At 71.0% G+C, this 16,391-nt stretch carries 17 protein-coding genes; 10 read left to right on the top strand and 7 right to left on the bottom strand.

All coding sequences use genetic code 11. From position 1 onward, the window contains the following. The first annotated feature begins 5 nt into the window (after nt 1-5). Nucleotides 6-1,181 (top strand): glycogen synthase, encoded by a 1,176-nt coding sequence (gene glgA, locus HNR40_RS16830; RefSeq protein WP_184962207.1) that lies wholly within the window; start codon nt 6-8, stop codon nt 1,179-1,181. A 10-nt stretch (nt 1,182-1,191) separates the two neighbouring features. On the opposite strand, the gene HNR40_RS16825 is transcribed toward glgA, so the two are convergent. After that, nucleotides 1,192-1,557, bottom strand: a complete 366-nt coding sequence (locus HNR40_RS16825) for a PH domain-containing protein (protein WP_184962205.1) — start codon at nt 1,555-1,557, stop codon at nt 1,192-1,194. Between the two features lie 100 nt (nt 1,558-1,657). On the opposite strand from HNR40_RS16825, the gene HNR40_RS16820 reads away from it, so the two are divergent. Both HNR40_RS16820 and HNR40_RS16815 read left to right on the top strand, forming a co-directional pair. Next, the gene (locus tag HNR40_RS16820) at nt 1,658-3,136 is read left to right on the top strand and encodes an Nramp family divalent metal transporter (RefSeq protein ID WP_184962203.1); all 1,479 of its coding nucleotides are present in this window, start codon (nt 1,658-1,660) and stop codon (nt 3,134-3,136) included. A gap of 14 nt (nt 3,137-3,150) precedes the next feature. Continuing rightward, nucleotides 3,151-3,933, top strand: coding sequence for an aminoglycoside phosphotransferase (locus HNR40_RS16815; protein WP_184962201.1), 783 nt, complete (start codon nt 3,151-3,153; stop codon nt 3,931-3,933). Here HNR40_RS16815 and HNR40_RS16810 read toward each other — a convergent pair. Further along, nucleotides 3,926-4,330 (bottom strand): nitroreductase family deazaflavin-dependent oxidoreductase, encoded by a 405-nt coding sequence (locus HNR40_RS16810; RefSeq protein WP_184962199.1) that lies wholly within the window; start codon nt 4,328-4,330, stop codon nt 3,926-3,928. The genes HNR40_RS16815 and HNR40_RS16810 overlap by 8 nt on opposite strands. 145 nt (nt 4,331-4,475) lie before the next feature. Between HNR40_RS16810 and HNR40_RS16805 the strand changes: the two genes are divergently transcribed. The 6 genes from HNR40_RS16805 to HNR40_RS16780 are packed head-to-tail and all read left to right on the top strand — an operon-like array spanning nt 4,476 to nt 11,789. Next, nucleotides 4,476-5,474: a LacI family DNA-binding transcriptional regulator gene (locus tag HNR40_RS16805; RefSeq protein WP_184962197.1), complete on the top strand. Its 999-nt coding sequence runs from the start codon at nt 4,476-4,478 to the stop codon at nt 5,472-5,474. Beyond that, nucleotides 5,471-6,733, top strand: a complete 1,263-nt coding sequence (locus tag HNR40_RS16800) for a sugar ABC transporter substrate-binding protein (RefSeq protein ID WP_184962195.1) — start codon at nt 5,471-5,473, stop codon at nt 6,731-6,733. Before HNR40_RS16805 ends, HNR40_RS16800 begins: the two co-directional genes overlap by 4 nt. A gap of 2 nt (nt 6,734-6,735) precedes the next feature. Further along, on the top strand, nt 6,736-7,614 hold the full coding sequence (locus HNR40_RS16795; RefSeq protein WP_184962193.1) for a carbohydrate ABC transporter permease: 879 nt from the start codon (nt 6,736-6,738) through the stop codon (nt 7,612-7,614). Next, the gene (locus HNR40_RS16790; RefSeq protein ID WP_221340471.1) at nt 7,611-8,432 is read left to right on the top strand and encodes a carbohydrate ABC transporter permease; all 822 of its coding nucleotides are present in this window, start codon (nt 7,611-7,613) and stop codon (nt 8,430-8,432) included. Before HNR40_RS16795 ends, HNR40_RS16790 begins: the two co-directional genes overlap by 4 nt. A gap of 12 nt (nt 8,433-8,444) precedes the next feature. Then, nucleotides 8,445-9,980: a glucoamylase family protein gene (locus tag HNR40_RS16785; RefSeq protein ID WP_184962191.1), complete on the top strand. Its 1,536-nt coding sequence runs from the start codon at nt 8,445-8,447 to the stop codon at nt 9,978-9,980. 18 nt (nt 9,981-9,998) lie between these two features. After that, nucleotides 9,999-11,789: a GH39 family glycosyl hydrolase gene (locus HNR40_RS16780; protein ID WP_184962189.1), complete on the top strand. Its 1,791-nt coding sequence runs from the start codon at nt 9,999-10,001 to the stop codon at nt 11,787-11,789. Here HNR40_RS16780 and gnd read toward each other — a convergent pair. Together gnd and HNR40_RS16770 are read right to left on the bottom strand one after the other, a co-directional pair. Next, entirely contained in the window at nt 11,776-12,804 is a 1,029-nt protein-coding gene (gnd, locus tag HNR40_RS16775; protein WP_184962187.1) for a phosphogluconate dehydrogenase (NAD(+)-dependent, decarboxylating), read from the bottom strand. The two genes, HNR40_RS16780 and gnd, sit on opposite strands and share 14 nt — an antisense overlap. Before the next feature lie 49 nt (nt 12,805-12,853). Continuing rightward, a complete protein-coding gene (locus tag HNR40_RS16770) occupies nt 12,854-13,465 on the bottom strand; it encodes a TetR/AcrR family transcriptional regulator (protein ID WP_184962185.1) in 612 nt (203 codons plus the stop codon). A gap of 42 nt (nt 13,466-13,507) precedes the next feature. Between HNR40_RS16770 and HNR40_RS16765 the strand changes: the two genes are divergently transcribed. Then, nucleotides 13,508-13,915 (top strand): RidA family protein, encoded by a 408-nt coding sequence (locus HNR40_RS16765; RefSeq protein WP_184962183.1) that lies wholly within the window; start codon nt 13,508-13,510, stop codon nt 13,913-13,915. Here the strand turns inward: HNR40_RS16765 and HNR40_RS16760 are convergent. The 3 genes from HNR40_RS16760 to HNR40_RS16750 form a co-directional block, all read right to left on the bottom strand. Further along, entirely contained in the window at nt 13,912-14,865 is a 954-nt protein-coding gene (locus HNR40_RS16760; RefSeq protein ID WP_184962181.1) for an SCO7460 family lipoprotein, read from the bottom strand. The two genes, HNR40_RS16765 and HNR40_RS16760, sit on opposite strands and share 4 nt — an antisense overlap. A 426-nt stretch (nt 14,866-15,291) precedes the next feature. Beyond that, the gene (locus tag HNR40_RS16755; RefSeq protein ID WP_184962179.1) at nt 15,292-15,732 is read right to left on the bottom strand and encodes a hypothetical protein; all 441 of its coding nucleotides are present in this window, start codon (nt 15,730-15,732) and stop codon (nt 15,292-15,294) included. A 52-nt stretch (nt 15,733-15,784) separates the two neighbouring features. After that, on the bottom strand, nt 15,785-16,381 hold the full coding sequence (locus HNR40_RS16750; RefSeq protein WP_184962177.1) for a class I SAM-dependent methyltransferase: 597 nt from the start codon (nt 16,379-16,381) through the stop codon (nt 15,785-15,787). Nucleotides 16,382-16,391: the final 10 nt, after the last annotated feature.

The raw sequence follows: 16,391 nt of genomic DNA, 5'->3' as shown, positions 1-16,391 counted from the left end.
GCTCCGTGCGCGTCGATCTGCTCAGCCGGGAGTATCCGCCGGAGGTTTACGGCGGCGCCGGAGTCCACATGGAATACCTGGCCCGCGAGCTGCGCCGACTGGCCGACGTGCGGGTGCGCTGCTTCGGCGCGGCCCGCGAGGAGCCCGGCGTGTCGGCCTACCGGGTGCCGGGCGGGCTGGAGACGGCCAACGCGGCGCTGCAGGTGCTGGGCGTCGACCTGGAGATGGCCGCCGCCTGCGAGGGCGCGTCCGTCGTGCACTCCCACACCTGGTACGCGAACTTCGCCGGGCACATGGCCAAGATGCTCTACGGCCTGCCCCACGTCGTCACCACCCACAGCCTGGAGCCGCTGCGGCCGTGGAAGGCCGAGCAGCTCGGCGGCGGCTACACGGTCTCGTCCTGGGCCGAGCGCACCGCCCTGGCCTCGGCCGACGCGGTGATCGCGGTGTCGGAGGGCATGCGCGCCGACGTGCTCGCCGCCTATCCCGAGATCCGGCCCGAGCGGGTGAGCGTGATCCACAACGGCATCGACACCGTCGAGTACGCCCCGGACCCGGGCCACGATGTCCTGAAAAAACATGGCATCGACCCCGCGCGGCCGTACGTGATCTTCGTGGGCCGGATCACCCGCCAGAAGGGGCTGGTCCACCTCCTGCGCGCGGCGCGGTCCTTCGCGCCCGGCGCGCAGATCGTGCTGTGCGCCGGGGCGCCCGACACCCCCGAGATCGCCGCCGAGGTCACCGGCCTGGTCGAGGGCCTGTCCGCGGCCCGCGACGGCGTCGTCTGGATCTCCGAGATGCTGCCCAAGCCCGAGGTCATCCAGTTGCTCACGCACGCCCGGGTGTTCGTCTGCCCGTCGGTCTACGAGCCGATGGGCATCGTCAACCTGGAGGCCATGGCCTGCGAGACCGCCGTGGTGGCCACCGCCACCGGCGGCATCCCCGAGGTCGTGGCCGACGGCCAGACCGGCCTGCTCGTCCCCATCTCCGGCGGCCCCGACGGCGAGCCCCGCGACCCCGGCCGCTTCGCCGCCGACCTGGCCGAGCGCGTCAACGCGGTCCTCGCCGACCCCGGCCACGCCCGCGACCTCGGCCTGGCCGGCCGAGCCAGGGCCGTCGAGCACTTCTCCTGGGAGCACATCGCCACCCGCACCCTGGAGCTATACACGTCCCTGGTGTGAGCCGCCGGGGTCAGCGGGAGATGTGGTGAAGGATGACGTTGTGCACGTGGTGGGCCTTGTTGTCGCCGCGGAACTCCACCTCGTAGGTGTGCGTCCCGACGTGGACGGCGATCGCGCCCGAGGAGAAGAAACTGCCCGCGAACGACTTGTTGCTGACCACGCTCACCGCTGAGATCTTGCTGTACGGGATGCTGGTGATCGCGACCCGCTTGCCCACGAACGACTTGTCCTGGACGATCACCCGCCGGTCGGTCAGCCCGAGGAAACCGGTGCCCGCCCCGATCGCGTCATAGACGGCGATGATCTGCTCGCCGGGCAGCAGACCACTCTCGATCTGTTTGAACTGTTCTTTCCGGTCATAGGGGATGTCAGCCATGCCGGGCCAACGAACGGCCCGCCGACTCCGGTTCCATCCGGGCAAATGGGTCTTGTCCGCCTCCAGGTTCGGGATCACCCTGAAAACCAGGAGGCCTGCCATGACGCATCCCCTCGGAGTCAGCCGCCCCGACCTCACCGTCGCCGACCTGCCCACTCCGGAGGAGGTCTTCAACGTCGCCCGCATCGGGCCGAAGGAGCTGGTCAAGTACGCGGTCGGCCCGAGCCTGATCGCCCTCGGCATCTCCATCGGCAGCGGCGAATGGCTGCTCGGCCCCCTCAACGTCGGCCAGTACGGCTTCGTCGGCGTCGGCTGGGTCATCCTGGTCTCGGCGCTGCTGCAGACGTTCTACAACGTCGAGTGCTCCCGGTACGTGCTGGCCACCGGCGAGACCCCGGTCGTGGGCTGGGGCCGGGTGCCGCCGGGCTGGTTCCTCTGGGTGCCGCTGTCCGTGCTCGTGGTGATCTTCGCGTTCATCGCGGGCGGCTGGGCGGCCTCGGCGGGTCAGGGCGTCTACGCGCTCGTCCACGGCACCATCGCCCCGGCCGGCGCTGAAGAGCCGAGGTTGTGGGCGATCGCCCTGCTCGTCCTGGTCTTCGTCATCGCCGCCTCGGCCCGCCGCATCAGCCGCGCCCTTGAACTGGCCAATTGGGTGATGGTCGGCGCGATCCTGCTCGGCCTGCTGGCGATCGACCTGTTCGTGGTGCCGTTCTCGCTGTGGTGGGAGGGCATCCGCGGCTTCTTCACCCCGGCCGCGCCGCCCGCAGGCATCACCGCCACGCAACTCGGCGCGCTGGCCGGATTCACCGCGCTGGCCTCGGGCCTCAACTGGTACGTGATGGGCCACTACCGCGACAAGGGCTACGGCATGGGCTTTCGCGCCGGCTTCATCTCGGGCCTGCGCGGCGGCCGTAAGGAGATCCTGGCCAGCGGGGTCACCTTCCCCGACGACGAGCGCAACCGCGGCCTGTGGCGCCGCTGGTACCGGCTGCTGCTGACGGACATGTGGGGCGTCTTCTTCGTCGGCGCCATGCTGGGCATGCTGCTGCCCACGATCCTGATGGCCCAGGCCGTGGCCCTGTCGGGGGAGAAGCCCACCCGGGCCAACGTCCCGACGTTCGTGGCCGCCGCGCTCGGCGACGAGTACGGCCGCGCGCTCTTCTACGTCGCGCTCGCGCTCGGGGTGCTGATCCTCTTCTCGACGCAGCTCGGCATCTTCGAGGCGATGGTCCGGGTGACCACCGACGCCGCCCACGCCACCAGCCCGCGCCTGCGCGCGCTGATCGAGGGCGACCCGCGGCGCTTCTACTACCCGTTCATGCTCGTCCTGCTCGTGATCATCTCGATCGTCATCCATCTGGCGCTGCCGGTCGGCCTGGTGGAATGGTCGGCGAACCTGTCCAACCTGGGCGCGCTCATCTACCCGTTCATGCTCATCTACCTCAACAGCAAGCTGCCGCGCCCGGCCCGCCCGCGCCCGTGGCACTACGTCATCCTCATCCTGAACTTCCTGTTCTTCGGCTTCTTCTTCGTCAACTTCGTCGCCGACACCTTCGGAGCGCCGCTGGTCACGTTCTAGGCCACGATGGTGGGATGCGACCTTCGGACGACGTACTGGCCGCCTTCGGCCTCGCCGGGCCCGCCCGCCCGCTCGACGGGGGCCAGGGGGAGAGCTTCCGTGCCGGTGACGCGGTGCTGAAGCCCGCGGGTGACGTGGATGAGGCCGAGTGGGCGGCGCGCGTGCTCGGCGGCCTGCCCGGCGGCGACGGCTTCCGCGTGCCCCGGCCGCTGCGCACACGCGACGGCGGGCACGTCGCGGACGGGTGGTCCGCCGCCGAGTTCACCGAGGGGACGCCGGGTCCTGACAGCCGGTGGGCGGATCTGCTCGCGGCCGGGCGCGCCTTCCATCAGGCCCTGCGTCACGTGCCGCGGCCCGCGCTGCTGGACCGCCGCGAGCACGCCTGGGCCGTGGCCGACCGCGTCGCGTGGGAGGAGCGCGAGCCGCCGCGAGGACCCGCGGATCTTCTGGAACGGCTGCGCCGCATCCCCGGCCCCGCCGGGGCGCCCAGCCAGCTCGTCCACGGCGACCTGACCGGCAACGTGCTGTTCCACCGGGACAGGCCGCCCGCGGTGATCGACTTCTCGCCCTACTGGCGGCCGCCCGGCTACGCGGAGGCGGTGGTCGTCGCCGACGGCCTCCTCTACCACGGGGCCGATCCCGCGCTGGTCGAGGAGGTGGACGGCGGCGCCCGCATGGTGGCCAGGGCGCTCGTCTTCCGGCTGGCCACCTCGGTGCTGCTGCCCGGGGCCATCCCGCGTGAGGAGGTGGAACGCTTCGCGCGGGCCACCAAGGTGGTGGAGTCGGCCGTCAGGTGACGGGTTCGAGCACCACCACCGGGATCGGGCGGTCGGTCTTCTGCTGGTAGTTGTCGTAGTCGGGCCAGACACGGGTCATGGCGCCCCACATGCCGGGCTTCTCCTCGTCGGTGGCGGTTCTGGCCCGCGCCTTGAAGAGTTTGTCCTTGACCTGTACCTCGGCCTCCGGGTCCGCCAGCAGGTTGGCGTACCAGTCGGGGTGCTCCGTGGCGCCGCCGTTGGACGCGACGACCGTGTAGGCGTCGCCGTACCTCTGGTAGATGAGCGGGGTGGTGTAGGGGCGGCCTGACCTGCGGCCGCGCGTGGTCAGAAGCAGGACCGTGGTGCCGTTCCAGTCGTGGCCCTCGGCCCCGCCGGTCTGCTGGTATCTCTCGACGTGTTCCTTGCCGTACAGCATGTGATCGCACCTACCCGGCAGCGGTGTGACCTCACCGTTACTCGCCGGGGTCTGTACGAGAAGTTGACGCGGCTGGCACACTCCTTTTCTGTAAGCGCTTACACGAGGTTGTGTGTAACCGCTTACACAGTGAGGGAGACGGACGGTGGACGTGACGATTTACGAGGTGGCCCAGCGGGCAGGGGTGTCGATCGCGACGGTGTCGCGAACGCTGCGCGGCACCGGGCCCGTGGCGTCGAAGACGCGCGAGAAGGTGCTCAAGGCCGTGGAAGAGCTCAACTTCACGCCCAGCAGGCTCGGCGTCAGCCTGGCCGAGGGCCGCCACGCCGCCAACGGCATCGTCTTCCCCAACCTGTCCGGCCCCTACTACACCGAAGTTCTGCTCGGGTACGAGGAGGTCGCCTCCGAGCTGGGGCGTTCCGTGCTCATCCTGTCCACGACCGGGCGTACGCGGGTGCGGGACCTGGTCAAGGATCTGGCCGGGCGCGTGGACGGGCTGCTGATCTTCGGCCACACCGCGCCGGACGACGTCATCGCCGAGCTGATCCAGGTGGGGATGCCACTGGTGTTCGTCTCGCGCGAGCCGCTGGCCGGGGCCGACACCCTGCGCGCCGAGAACACCGCCTCGGCCCGACTGCTGGCCGAGCACCTGGCCCTGCACGGTTACGAGCGCTTCGCCTTCCTCGGCGCGCCGCTGGTCACCGGCGACGACGTGGACGAGCGCTGGCAGGGCGTGCGCTCGGTGCTCGGCGCCGCCATCGAGGCGGTGCCCACCGGCCACTACACCGTGGACGACGGTCATCAGGCGGCGCTGCGCCTGCTCAGGTCAGGCGACCGGCCGCGGGCCATCATCTGCTCCGACGACGAGGTGGCGCTCGGCGCGCTGCTGGCCGCCGAGGAGCTCGGCCTCGCCGTACCGGATGACGTGGCCGTCACCGGCTGGGACGACATCATGGCCGCCCGCCACGCCCGCCCGGCGCTGACCACCATCAGGCAGCCGATGCGCGAGCTCGGCGCCCGCGCGGCCCGCGCGCTCGACGAGCTGATCACCGCGGCCCGCTCCACCCCGAACCACCTCACTCTGACCACCGAGCTGGTGATTCGTGCCAGCTGCGGTCATCACCCCCAGGAGGAACCCCGATGAACACCACCACCAGGCGCTCGGCCGCCGGCCTGCTGGCGCTGGCGATCCTGGCCGCGGGATGCGGACGCGAGGCGAGCAAGGCGCCGGAACAGGCCAAGGACGTCGCGACCGGCAAGGTCGCCGGCGAGGTCACGGTCTGGGCCATCGGCGAGGAGGGCAAGGCGCTGGGCGCGTTCGCGAAGGACTTCGAGTCCGCCAACCCCGGCGTGAAGGTCAACGTGACCCCGATGGGCTGGGACGTCGCGCACGACAAGATCACCTCGGCGATCGCCGGGTCCGCCACCCCCGACGTGAGCATGATCGGCTCGACCTGGGCGGGCGAGCTGTCCAAGACCGGCGCGCTGGAGCCCACGCCCGGCAACCTCATCGACAAGGCCGCGTTCTTCCCCGGCGCCTGGCAGACGGTCGACGTCAACGGCACCGCGTACGGCGTGCCGTGGTACGTCGAGACCCGCGTCTTCTACTACCGCAAGGACCAGGCCGAGAAGGCCGGCGTCGAGCCGCCGAAGACGTGGGCGGAGTGGAAGACGTTCGTCAAGGCGCTCCAGGACAGGGGCGGCGCCAAGAAGGGCTTCAACCAGGGCTACACCGAGGGCTCCTGGCAGGAGATGGTCCCGCTCATCTGGCAGGCCGGCGGGGAGATCGTCAAGGACGGCACGTACACCTTCGACACGCCCGAGGCGATCACGGGGCTGAAGCAGTACGCCTCGTTGTTCCAGGAGAAGCTGGCGCCCAACGACACCCCGAAGGGCGGCTTCCCGCAGAACTTCATCAAGGGCGAGGTGGGCGGCTTCATCTCCGGGCCTTGGATGGCCGGCGTGCTCAACAACGACGGGGGCGCGGGCTTCAAGGACAAGTTCGACGTCGTGCCGTACCCGAAGGGGCCGGTCAGCGGCACCAGCTTCGTCGGCGGCTCCGACCTGGTGGTGTTCAAGAAGGCGCAGAACCGGGACGCGGCGTGGAAGTTCGTCCAGTGGCTGAGCGAGCCCAAGGTGCAGGCCAAGTGGTATACGACGGTGAAGGCGCTGCCTGCCGTACAGTCGGCCTGGCAGGAGCCCGAGCTGACCGCGGACCCGCAGCTGAAGGTCTTCGGCGAGCAGCTCAAGGACGCCAAGACGCCGCCGCCCTACCCGACCTGGGAGCAGCTGGCGAAGGTCATGGAGGGTGAGCTGGAGAAGCTCGCGCTCGGCAAGTCCACGCCCGAGCAGGCGGCCAAGGCCATCCAGGCGCAGGCCGACGCGATCGGCACCGGCCTGTAATCATGATCCACGCTCGGAGGACCGGGCTCGGCTGGGTGTTCGTGCTGCCGTTCCTGCTCATGTTCGTCGTGTTCTACCTCGGGCCGCTGCTGGCCGGCCTCGGGATGAGCTTCACCGACTTCCGCAGCACCGACGTGGCCGACGTGCTCGGCGTCGACCCCGTCGGCGTGCAGAACTACATCCGCCTGGCCCAGGACGAGGCCATGGTCAAGGCGGCGGTCAACACTCTCGTGTTCGTCGTGGTCTGCCTGCCGCTGACGATCGGGCTGGGCCTGGCCGCGGCGGTCGCGCTCAACTCGGGGATCGGACGGCTGCCGGCCGCCTTCTTCCGGCTCGGCTACTACCTGCCGCACATCACCAGCATCATCGGCATCGCGGTCGCCTGGAAGTTTCTGCTGGAGCCCGAGGCCGGGCTGGTCAACCGGCTGCTGGAGCTGATCGGCGTCCAGGGGCCCGCCTGGCTGCAGGATCAGCGCACGGCGCTGCCGTCCATCATCGCGATGACGGCCTGGCGCGGGTTCGGCTTCGACATGGTCGTGTTCCTGGCCGCGCTCCAGGGCATCCCGCGCGAGCTGTACGAGGCGGCGGAGGTCGACGGGGCCGGGCGGCGGCAGCGGTTCTGGTCGATCACGGTGCCGCAGCTGCGGCCGGTGATCCTGTTCTGCACCGTCTACAGCACCGTCGGCTTCCTGCAGTTCATGGAGGAGCCGCTGGTCATGACCGGCGGCGGGCCGCTCAACTCGACGCTGTCGGTGTCGCTCGCCATCTGGAAGCAGTTCGGAGTCGGCAACTACGGCTACGCCGGCGCCGCGGCCACCGTGCTGTTCACGGTGATCATCGCGCTCGCGGTGCTGCAGCTCAGGATCGGGAGGTCGCGGTGAAGCGCACCCGCGGGCAGCACGTGATCACCTACGTCGGGCTCGCGGCCGGCCTGCTGCTGGTGATCGGGCCGTTCCTCTGGGCCGGGCTGAGCTCGTTCAAGCCCGAGTCGGAGATCAGGCGCGACCCGCCGACGCTCCTGCCCGAGACCTGGACGCTGGGCAACTACGCCGAACTCCTCGAACGCGTGCACATCGGGCAGGCGTTCATGAACTCCATGATCGTGGCGCTGGCCATCGTCGCGGGCAACCTGTTGTTCGGCTCCATGGTCGGGTATGGCTTCGCCAAGCTCCAGTTTCGCGGCAAGAACGTGGTCTTCGCCCTGGTCCTGGCCCAGATGGCGGTCCCGGCGATCGTGCTCATGATGCCGCAGTTCGTACTGATCGCGAAGCTCGGCATGGTCAACACCTTCCTCGGCATCATCCTGCCGGGGCTGATCAACCCGCTGGGCGTCTTCCTGATGCGCCAGTTCATCGCCGACCTGCCCGACGAGCTGATCCACGCGGCGCGGGTGGACGGCGCGGGCGAGTTCCGGATCTTCTTCCGGATCATCCTGCCCCTGTGCAGGCCCGCGATGGCCACGCTCGGCCTGATCACCTTCCTGGGCGCGTGGAACAACTTCCTGTGGCCCGCCGTGGTCGCGCAGTCCGAGGACCTCTACACGCTCCCGGTCGCGCTCAACATCCTCAACTTCGCCGAAGGCACCCACTACAACCTGCTGGTCGCCGGATCGGTGATCGTCATCGCGCCGATCCTCATCCTGTTCGTCTTCCTGCAGCGCTTCTTCATCCAGGGAATCGCCACCTCCGGCATCAAGTAAGGAGCACCCGGAATGCTGCTCAACACCCTGTTTTCCTTAACGTCGCTGGCGGGCTTGCTGGCCGCCACGCCCATGCAGCCGACAAATCCCGATTTAACGCTCTACAAGTACGCCAAGGACACGTGGCGCTCCATGAACGCCATGGTCGAGCCCGCCACCGGCCTGCCCGCCGACAAGGTCACCGGCGACCTGCGCACCCGCGCCAAGGTCACCTCGCCCACCAACATCGCCACCTACGTCTGGAGCACGCTCACCGCCCGCGACCTCGGCATCATCGGCGCCGGCGATGCCTCCAGGCGCGTGGCCAGGGTCCTGGACGCGCTGGACAAGCTGGAGCGCAACACCCCCACCGGCCAGTTCTACAACTGGTACGACCCGGCCACGCTCAAGCTCGTACGCGTCTGGCCCGACAGCGGCAACCCCATCCAGCCCTTCGCCTCCAGCGTCGACAACGGCTGGCTGGCCACCGCGCTCATGATGATCCCCAAGGCCATGCCGCAGCACGCGAGCAAGGCCGGCCGCCTGGCCCGCTCCATGAACTTCGCCTCCTACTACGACCCGGCCGCCCGCCCCGACGCCGGCACCGGCCTGCTGCGCGGCGGCTTCTCACCCGAGAAGCCGGAAGGCTGCTCGGTCGAGAGCGACTACGCCGGCACCGGCACCGTCGTCTACTCCACCTGCCACCACTACGGCGCGCCCGCCGAGACCCGCATCGCCACCTACGTCGGCATCGCCCTCGGCCAGATCCCGCGCGAGCACTACTTCGGCATCTACCGCACGTTCCCCGACAACGCCTGCGACTGGGCCTGGCAGGACCAGAAGCCGGTCGGCTCCTGGAAGGAGCACCTGGGCGTCAAGGTCTGGGAAGGCACGTACGGCTACCGCGGCATGCGCTACGTCCCCAACTGGGGCGGCTCCATGTTCGAAGAACTGATGCCCGACCTGGTGGTGCCCGAGTCGAAGTGGGCGCCGCGCAGCTGGGGCCGCAACCACCCGGTGTTCGTCCAGGCCCAGATCGAGCACGGCCTGCGCGAGGCCAAGTACGGCTACTGGGGCTTCTCGCCCTCCAACGACCCGCACGGCGGCTACCGCGAGTACGGCGTGGACCCGCTCGGCATGGACGCCACCGGCTACACCACCGACAGGGAACGCACCACCACCGACCCCGGCTACGAGGGCTGCCGCCCGGCCCAGCCGGAACCGGCCGCCTACGGTGACGGGGTCGTCACGCCGCATGCCGGGTTCCTGGCTCTGCCGTACGCGAAGAAGGCGGCCATGGAGAACCTGGCCGGGCTGAAGAAGAACTTCGACGCCTACGGCCCCGGCGGCTTCTACGACGCCGTCGCGGTCAGGTCGGGCGTGGTGTCGAAGTGGTACCTGGCGCTGGACCAGGGGATGGTCATGGCCGCCCTGGGCAACGTGCTGGCCCGCGACAACATGCGCCGCTACTTCGGCACACCCGCCGTCGAGGCGAAGCTCCGTCCGGTGATGGGGCTCGAAGAATGGGACGTTAAGGAAAAAAACGTCGTCCCGCTTGTCTCCCAGTAGAAGAGGAACGCATTCTCGATGAGTACGGCCGATGCCGCACGCCGTGACTGGCAGGAACGTATTTACCAGGCCTCGGGGGAGGTCACACCCGTCGGCGAGATCCCGCTGCCGGCCCCGGAGGGGCTGCGGGCGGATCCCGGCGCCGGGCACGTGACGCTGACCTGGGAGCCGGTGCCGGGCGCCATCGGGTACCTGGTGCACCGGGACGGAGAGTCGGTCAAACAGCCCGACGTCGACGTGCCCGCCGTCCCGGAGTGCCGCTACGTCGACACCGGCCAGGACCCCGCCGCGTACACGGTGGCGGCGATCGCCGCCATGGAGGTGACCGGCGCCTTCACGGCGCCGGTGCGGGCGGCGCCGCTGCCCGGCCCGGCCGCCGTCACGGTCGTGGTCGAGGCCGACCGGGTCACCCGCGCGCTGCCGCGCCCCTGGACTCCCATGATCGGCTCCGAGCACCTGTCGTACATGCTGTCCGAGGACACCACCGGCGGGCGTCCCATCGGGGCCGAGCTGACGGCGGCGCTGCGGACGATGCGGGAGGAGTTCGGCGTCGAGACCGTCCGGGCGCACGCCATCTTCTGCGACGACCTGGGGGTGTACAAGGAGGTCGAGGGCGCGGCGGTCTACGACTTCACGCGGGTCGACCGGGTCTACGACACGATCATGGAGTTCGGGCTGCGGCCGGTCGTGGAGCTCGGCTACATGCCGCGCGACCTGGCCACCGACCCGTCCAAGACGGTCTTCGGCTACGAGGCGATCATCTCACCGCCCAAGGACTTCGAGGCGTGGAGCGACCTGGTCAGAGCCCTGGTGGAGCACCTGGCCGAGCGCTACGGCATCCAGGAGCTCATCGAGCGCTGGTCCTTCGAGGTCTGGAACGAGGCCAACCTGGCCGTGTTCTGGTCCGGCACGCCGGAGGAGTACTTCCTGCTCTACGACGTGACGGCGGCGGCGGTGAAGAACGTCCACCCGGACCTGCGCGTCGGCGGGCCCTCCTCGGCGGCCAACGGCTGGGTCGAGGAGCTGCTCGCGCACGTGGCCGAGTCCGGGGCCGCGCTCGACTTCGTCTCCACGCACACCTACGGCAACGCCCCCCTCGACTGGCGGCCCGCCCTGGCCAGGCACGGCCGCGAGGGCGTCCCGATCTGGTGGACCGAGTGGGGCCCGACGCCGACGCACTTCCACGGCATCGGCGACGGCCCGTTCGGCGCGACGTTCCTGCTGCACGGCATGAAGGCGGCGGCGGGCCGGATCGAGGCGCTGTCGCACTGGGTGGCCTCCGACCACTTCGAGGAGCTGGGCCGTCCGCCGCGCCTGTTCCACGGCGGTTTCGGCCTGCTGACCGTCGGCAACCTGCGCAAGCCCCGCTTCCACGCGCTCACCCTGGCCCACCGGCTGGGCGATGAGGAGCTGGCCGCGCGGGCCGAGGGCGACGCCGGCGGCGTGGAGGTCTGGGCCGCCCGCCACGACGACGGCCGCATCGGCGTCCTGATCTGGAACGGCACGCTCAACCAGGCCCAGGCCGACGGCGCCGCCGACCTGGCCCGCACGGTCACGCTGTCGATCCCGGGGCTGGCCGGCCAGCACGTGGTTACCCATCACCGCATCGACGAGCGCCACACCAACATCAGGGCGGTGTGGCAGGCGATGGGCGGCGGCGACTGGCCCGCCGGCGGCCAGTGGGAGGAACTGGCCGCCGCCGACACCCTGGACGAGCTGACCCCGCCCGCCCGGGTGGCCGGCGCGCTGACGCTGGAGTTCGACCTGCCCATGCCCGGGGTGTCGTTCGTGGAGCTCACCCCGGCGTGAGCTCGTCCTTCTCGTCATGACCGCCGAACCCCTTGCGCTGGGCCGACTGCACCTTCCCGGCGAACAGCGCGGCGCCCCGCGAGGCGAAGCGGCTGTAGAGCGCGGCGGTCAGGACGGGCGAGGGCACGCCCTCCTCGATGGCGGCGATGCTCGTCCAGCGGCCCTCGCCCGAGTCCGACACCCGGCCGGCGAAGTGCTCCAGGTCCGGGTCGGCGTACAGCGCGGTGGCGGTCAGGTCGAGCAGCCACGAGCCGATCACGCTGCCGCGCCGCCACACCTCGGCCACCTCGGCCAGGTCGATCGCGTCGTACTGGTAGTACTGCGGGTCGCGCAGCGGCGCCGTCTCGGCGTCCGCCTCACGCACGTGCCGGCCCGCCCCCGCGCCGCCGAGCACGCTCAGCCCCTCGGCGTAGGCGGCCATGATGGCGTACTCGATGCCGTTGTGGACCATCTTCACGAAGTGTCCCGCTCCGGGTGGCCCGCAGTGCAGCCAGCCCTGCTCGGCCGCCGACGGCTCGCCCGTCCGTCCGGGGGTACGGCCCGCCGCGTCCACCCCCGGCGCCAGCGCGGCGAGGACCGGCTCGACCAGCTTCACCGCCTCGTCGTCGCCGCCGACCATCAGGCAGTAGCCGCGCTCCAGGCCCCAGACGCCGCCGCTGGTGCCCACGTCCACGTAGTGGATGCCGCGTTCCCCGGCCGCCTGGGCGCGGTCCACGTCGTCGCGGTAGTAGGAGTTGCCGCCGTCGATGACGACGTCACCCGGCTCCAGCAGGCCGAACAGCGTCTGCGCCGCCTGCCCGGTGACGGCGGCGGGCAGCATCAGCCAGACGACTCTGGGGGACGGCAGCGCGCGTACCAGATCCTCGGTCGAGGCGACCCCCTGGGCGCCCTCGGCGGCCAGGGCCTGGACGGCGGCGGGGGCGCGGTCGAACACCACGCACTCGTGGCCGGCGCGCATGATCCGGCGCGTCATGTTCGCGCCCATCCGGCCCAGGCCCACCATTGCGATCTTCATGCCCGTCACCCTCCCCGCGGGCGGGTAATGGCATGTCCGTGTATGTCCCTTAAGGTGATTGACCCCAGCCCGCCGCGACCGAGCGGTGGCAGCGGTCCTGCTCGTCGCCCGCGCTGACGAACAGCGCGGTCAGCATGGGTACGGCGTGGCCCAGCACCTCCCGCGGCAGCGGCCCGGTGGCGACCAGCGAGGCCAGCCCGTGGCCGATGACCCAGCAGCGCGTGGCCAGCTCCAGGGGGTCGGTGCCGGGGCGGAAGCGGCCCTGCGCCGTGGCCCGCTCGGCCGCGCTGACGAGCATGTGCAGCGAGGCGTCGGCCGCGGCGGCGTCCTCCAGCTCGAACCCGGCGTCGAACATGACCCGGTAGAGATCGGGGTCGCCGAGCGCGGCGGCGGTGTAGGCGGCGCCGAGCGCGGCCAGGTCGCGGACCGGGTCGTCGGTCAGCACGACCGTCGACAGCCGGGCGGCCAGCCGGGTGAACCCCTCCTGCCGCGTCGCCGACCACAGGCCGTCCATACCGCCGAAATGTGTGTAGACGGCCATGGTGGAGACGCCCGTGCCCTCGACCAGGGAGCGGAGCGTGACCGGCTGCCGGGTCCGCAGCATGTGCGCCGCCCGGTCGATCAGGAGCGAGCGGACCGCCGGGTCCTTCATCCTTGGCATGCCGTCTAGCATACATAGCATAGCTATGTTATGTTACGGGGCATGGCCGTTACCTTGCACAACCCCGACGGGCTGCCCAAGCCCGATGTCTACCGTCAGCTCTCCGTCGCGACCGGCTCGCGGCTCGTCTTCCTCGCCGGGCAGGTCGCCCGCGCCGCCGACGGCTCGAAGGTGGGGGAGGGCGACCTCGCCGCCCAGGTCGAGCAGTCCTACCTCAACATCGCCACCGCGCTCGCCGGCGTCGGCGGCAGCTTCGACGACGTCGCCAAGCTCACCGTCTACGTCGTGGACTGGACGCCGGAAAAGCTGCCGCTCCTGGGCGAAGGCGTCGCGCGGGCCGCGGCGAAGCTGGGCGTCGACCCGGTCAAGCCGATCACGCTGCTGGGCGTGGCCGCGCTCGGCGAGCCCGACCTGCTGGTCGAGGTCGAGGCCACCGCCGTGCTCCCTTAGGTGCCGGCGGGCAGGCGGAGGACGCCGCCCTGGTCCCTGATGTTCTCCACCACGCGCATGTCGCCGACCGGGTTGCCCTGCGGGTCCACCGTCATCGCCACGGCCCGGTCGCCCAGGCATTTGGCCTGCTGACTCTCGCAGAACAGCACGTAACCCATGAGCCGGTCCACGCGCCCCGGCCGCAGGCGCCACAGCCCGACCACGCCGCCGACCATCGCGCCGGGACGGTTGGCGGCCAGCCACTCGGTCGCGCCTGCCCTGGCCCGCTTCTCGAACTCCTCCCGCTGCTCGAAAGGCCGCACGATCCGCGCGGACGGCTCGTTGGCCGGCGAGTAGGAGGCGACCAGATACGGCTCCCTGGACAGCGCCGCGAGCACCTTCGTCTCGGTCATCCGCAGGAACGTCGGCAGCCCCTCACCGCCCCTGGGCCGCTTGGCGGCGACGGCGGGCGTGGCGAAGTTCACCGCGAGCGCCTTGCCGGTGCCCAGGCAGCCGCGGACCGTGCCGAGGAACGACGCGATGGTCGCGTTCGTGGGCGCGGCCTCGATCCAGACCTCCGACAGCGGCGCGTTGGCGGCGATGATCGGGTGCCCGCAACTCTGGAATCCCGCCGCCAGCCGCCGCCAGTTCTCCCCGAGCTCCTTGCCCTTCTGCACCGCCGCCGCGAGCTGGCTCTCGCACGGCTTGCGGTCGCAGGTGCCCTTGTCCGCGTCGATCCTCAGGCGTACGACGGCGTCGGGGTCGCCGGCCAGCGCGAACGTGATCTCCGACCCGTTGGTCTCAGGGAACAGGTTGCGCGCGCCGACGACCTTCAACTGACCCGGGTAGAGCTTGCCCGCCAGTTCCTCGGCCCGGCCGCGGTCGTCGCCGGTGCCCAGCGAGCACCCGCCGGCCAGCACGACCATCCCCAGCAGCCCGGCCGTGAACCGCCGCCGTGTAGAACGCTCCATGACAGATCACCTTAATCCCCTCCGGGTCACCTGGGACAGAGGTCCAAGGCTGTCGGTCGGTCCCGGCGGCCAGGCTCGCCGTCCGCACCACTGAGCGCGGCCTGGCGGGAGGCGGCGGCACACCACGCGGCTGGCTTGCGCGCGCGGGGAGGCGCACACGGCGGTTGGCCTGCCCGCACCGGGCGGCACACCACGCGGTGGGCCTGCCCGCATCGGACGGCGGTTGGCTTGCGCGCGCCGGGTGGCGCACACGGCGGTTGGCCTGCCCGCGTGCGCAAGGCGGCCGGGTGAGGGGCGCGTCTCGGCGGTGCCGGGAGGGTGGCGGCAGTGTGCTGGGCGGCTGGTCTCCGCCCATGTGTGCGCGGCGTCCGGGGGAGGGGCCGGGCGGTGACGCGGGGCAGGGAAGAACCGCGTGGCGGTGGTGGGTCAGAGGTAGGCGCGGGTGGCGGTGATGAGGTCGGGGGTGGCGTCGCGGGTGTCGACGTAGAGGGCGGTGTCGGGGGTGCGTTCGCGGATGTCGCGCTCCCTGATGGCGAAGATGGCCGGGGCGGCGGCGCCGTTGCCGTAGCGGGAGGCGATGGCCGTCGTGGCGGCCCGCCGTACGTCGGCGACGACCTGGCGGGTCTCGTGCCCGGCGCCCGAGGCGGCCACGTACCCGAGCATCGCCGCGAAGCGGAGCTCGGTCTCCGAGGCGGGCCGCTGCTGGGGCAGGACGGGGCGGTCGAGCCAGAAGACCTTGCCGGCGAGGAAGGCGTCGTAGGGCAGCTCGCGCGCCGTCTCCGTCAGGAGCGCGCCGAACCCGGCCAGGTCGGCGTCCGGCGGCAGGTCCGTCGTGACGAGCAGCGGCACGATCAGAGAATCGAGCATGGCAGGCACCCTTTCGTGAGGTCGCTCATCGTAGGGGGCGGCACTGACATTCTCACGCCGGGCGGGGCGGTGTTGGGAGCGGTTTGGTCCAGGTGAGGGAGTACCTCCACAGCAGGTGCCGGCGCCACCGCGCTTCGGGCAGCAGGGTCAGGGCTTCGCGGCGGACGGCGGACCAGGTCATCGTGGGCGCGGCGACGGGGGTGTTCTGCTCGGCGCCGCCGTGGACGCGGGAGAGGATCTGGTGCTTGACCACGCTCATCCCGTCGATCACCCAGTCGAGGGGGGTGGCGTTGGCGGCGATGCCGATGACGACGAGCCTGCCGCCGGGGCGCAGCAGGCGCGTCATCCGGGTCAGGGCGGGTTCGAAGTCCATGTGGTGGATGGTGGTGACCGTGGAGACGAAGTCGTAGGACGACTCGGGCAGGTCACTGGCCAGGAAGTCGGCCTGGAGGTAGTCGGGGCGGCCGCCGGCGGACCGGGCCTCGGCGATCATCTCGGCGGCGACGTCCACGCCGGTGACCTGCCGGGAGAGGGAGGACAGCTTGCGGGCCAGCAGCCCGTCTCCGCAACCGACGTCCAGCGCTCGTTCGCAGCCTGCGGGCACGTTCGCGAGGACGAAGGGGTGGAAGGCGATGTTGTGGTTCCACATCGGTGTCACT

This window comes from Nonomuraea endophytica, assembly GCF_014203235.1.
GTDB lineage: Bacteria > Actinomycetota > Actinomycetes > Streptosporangiales > Streptosporangiaceae > Nonomuraea > Nonomuraea endophytica.
This window is presented reverse-complemented; position numbering and strand designations above follow the sequence as displayed.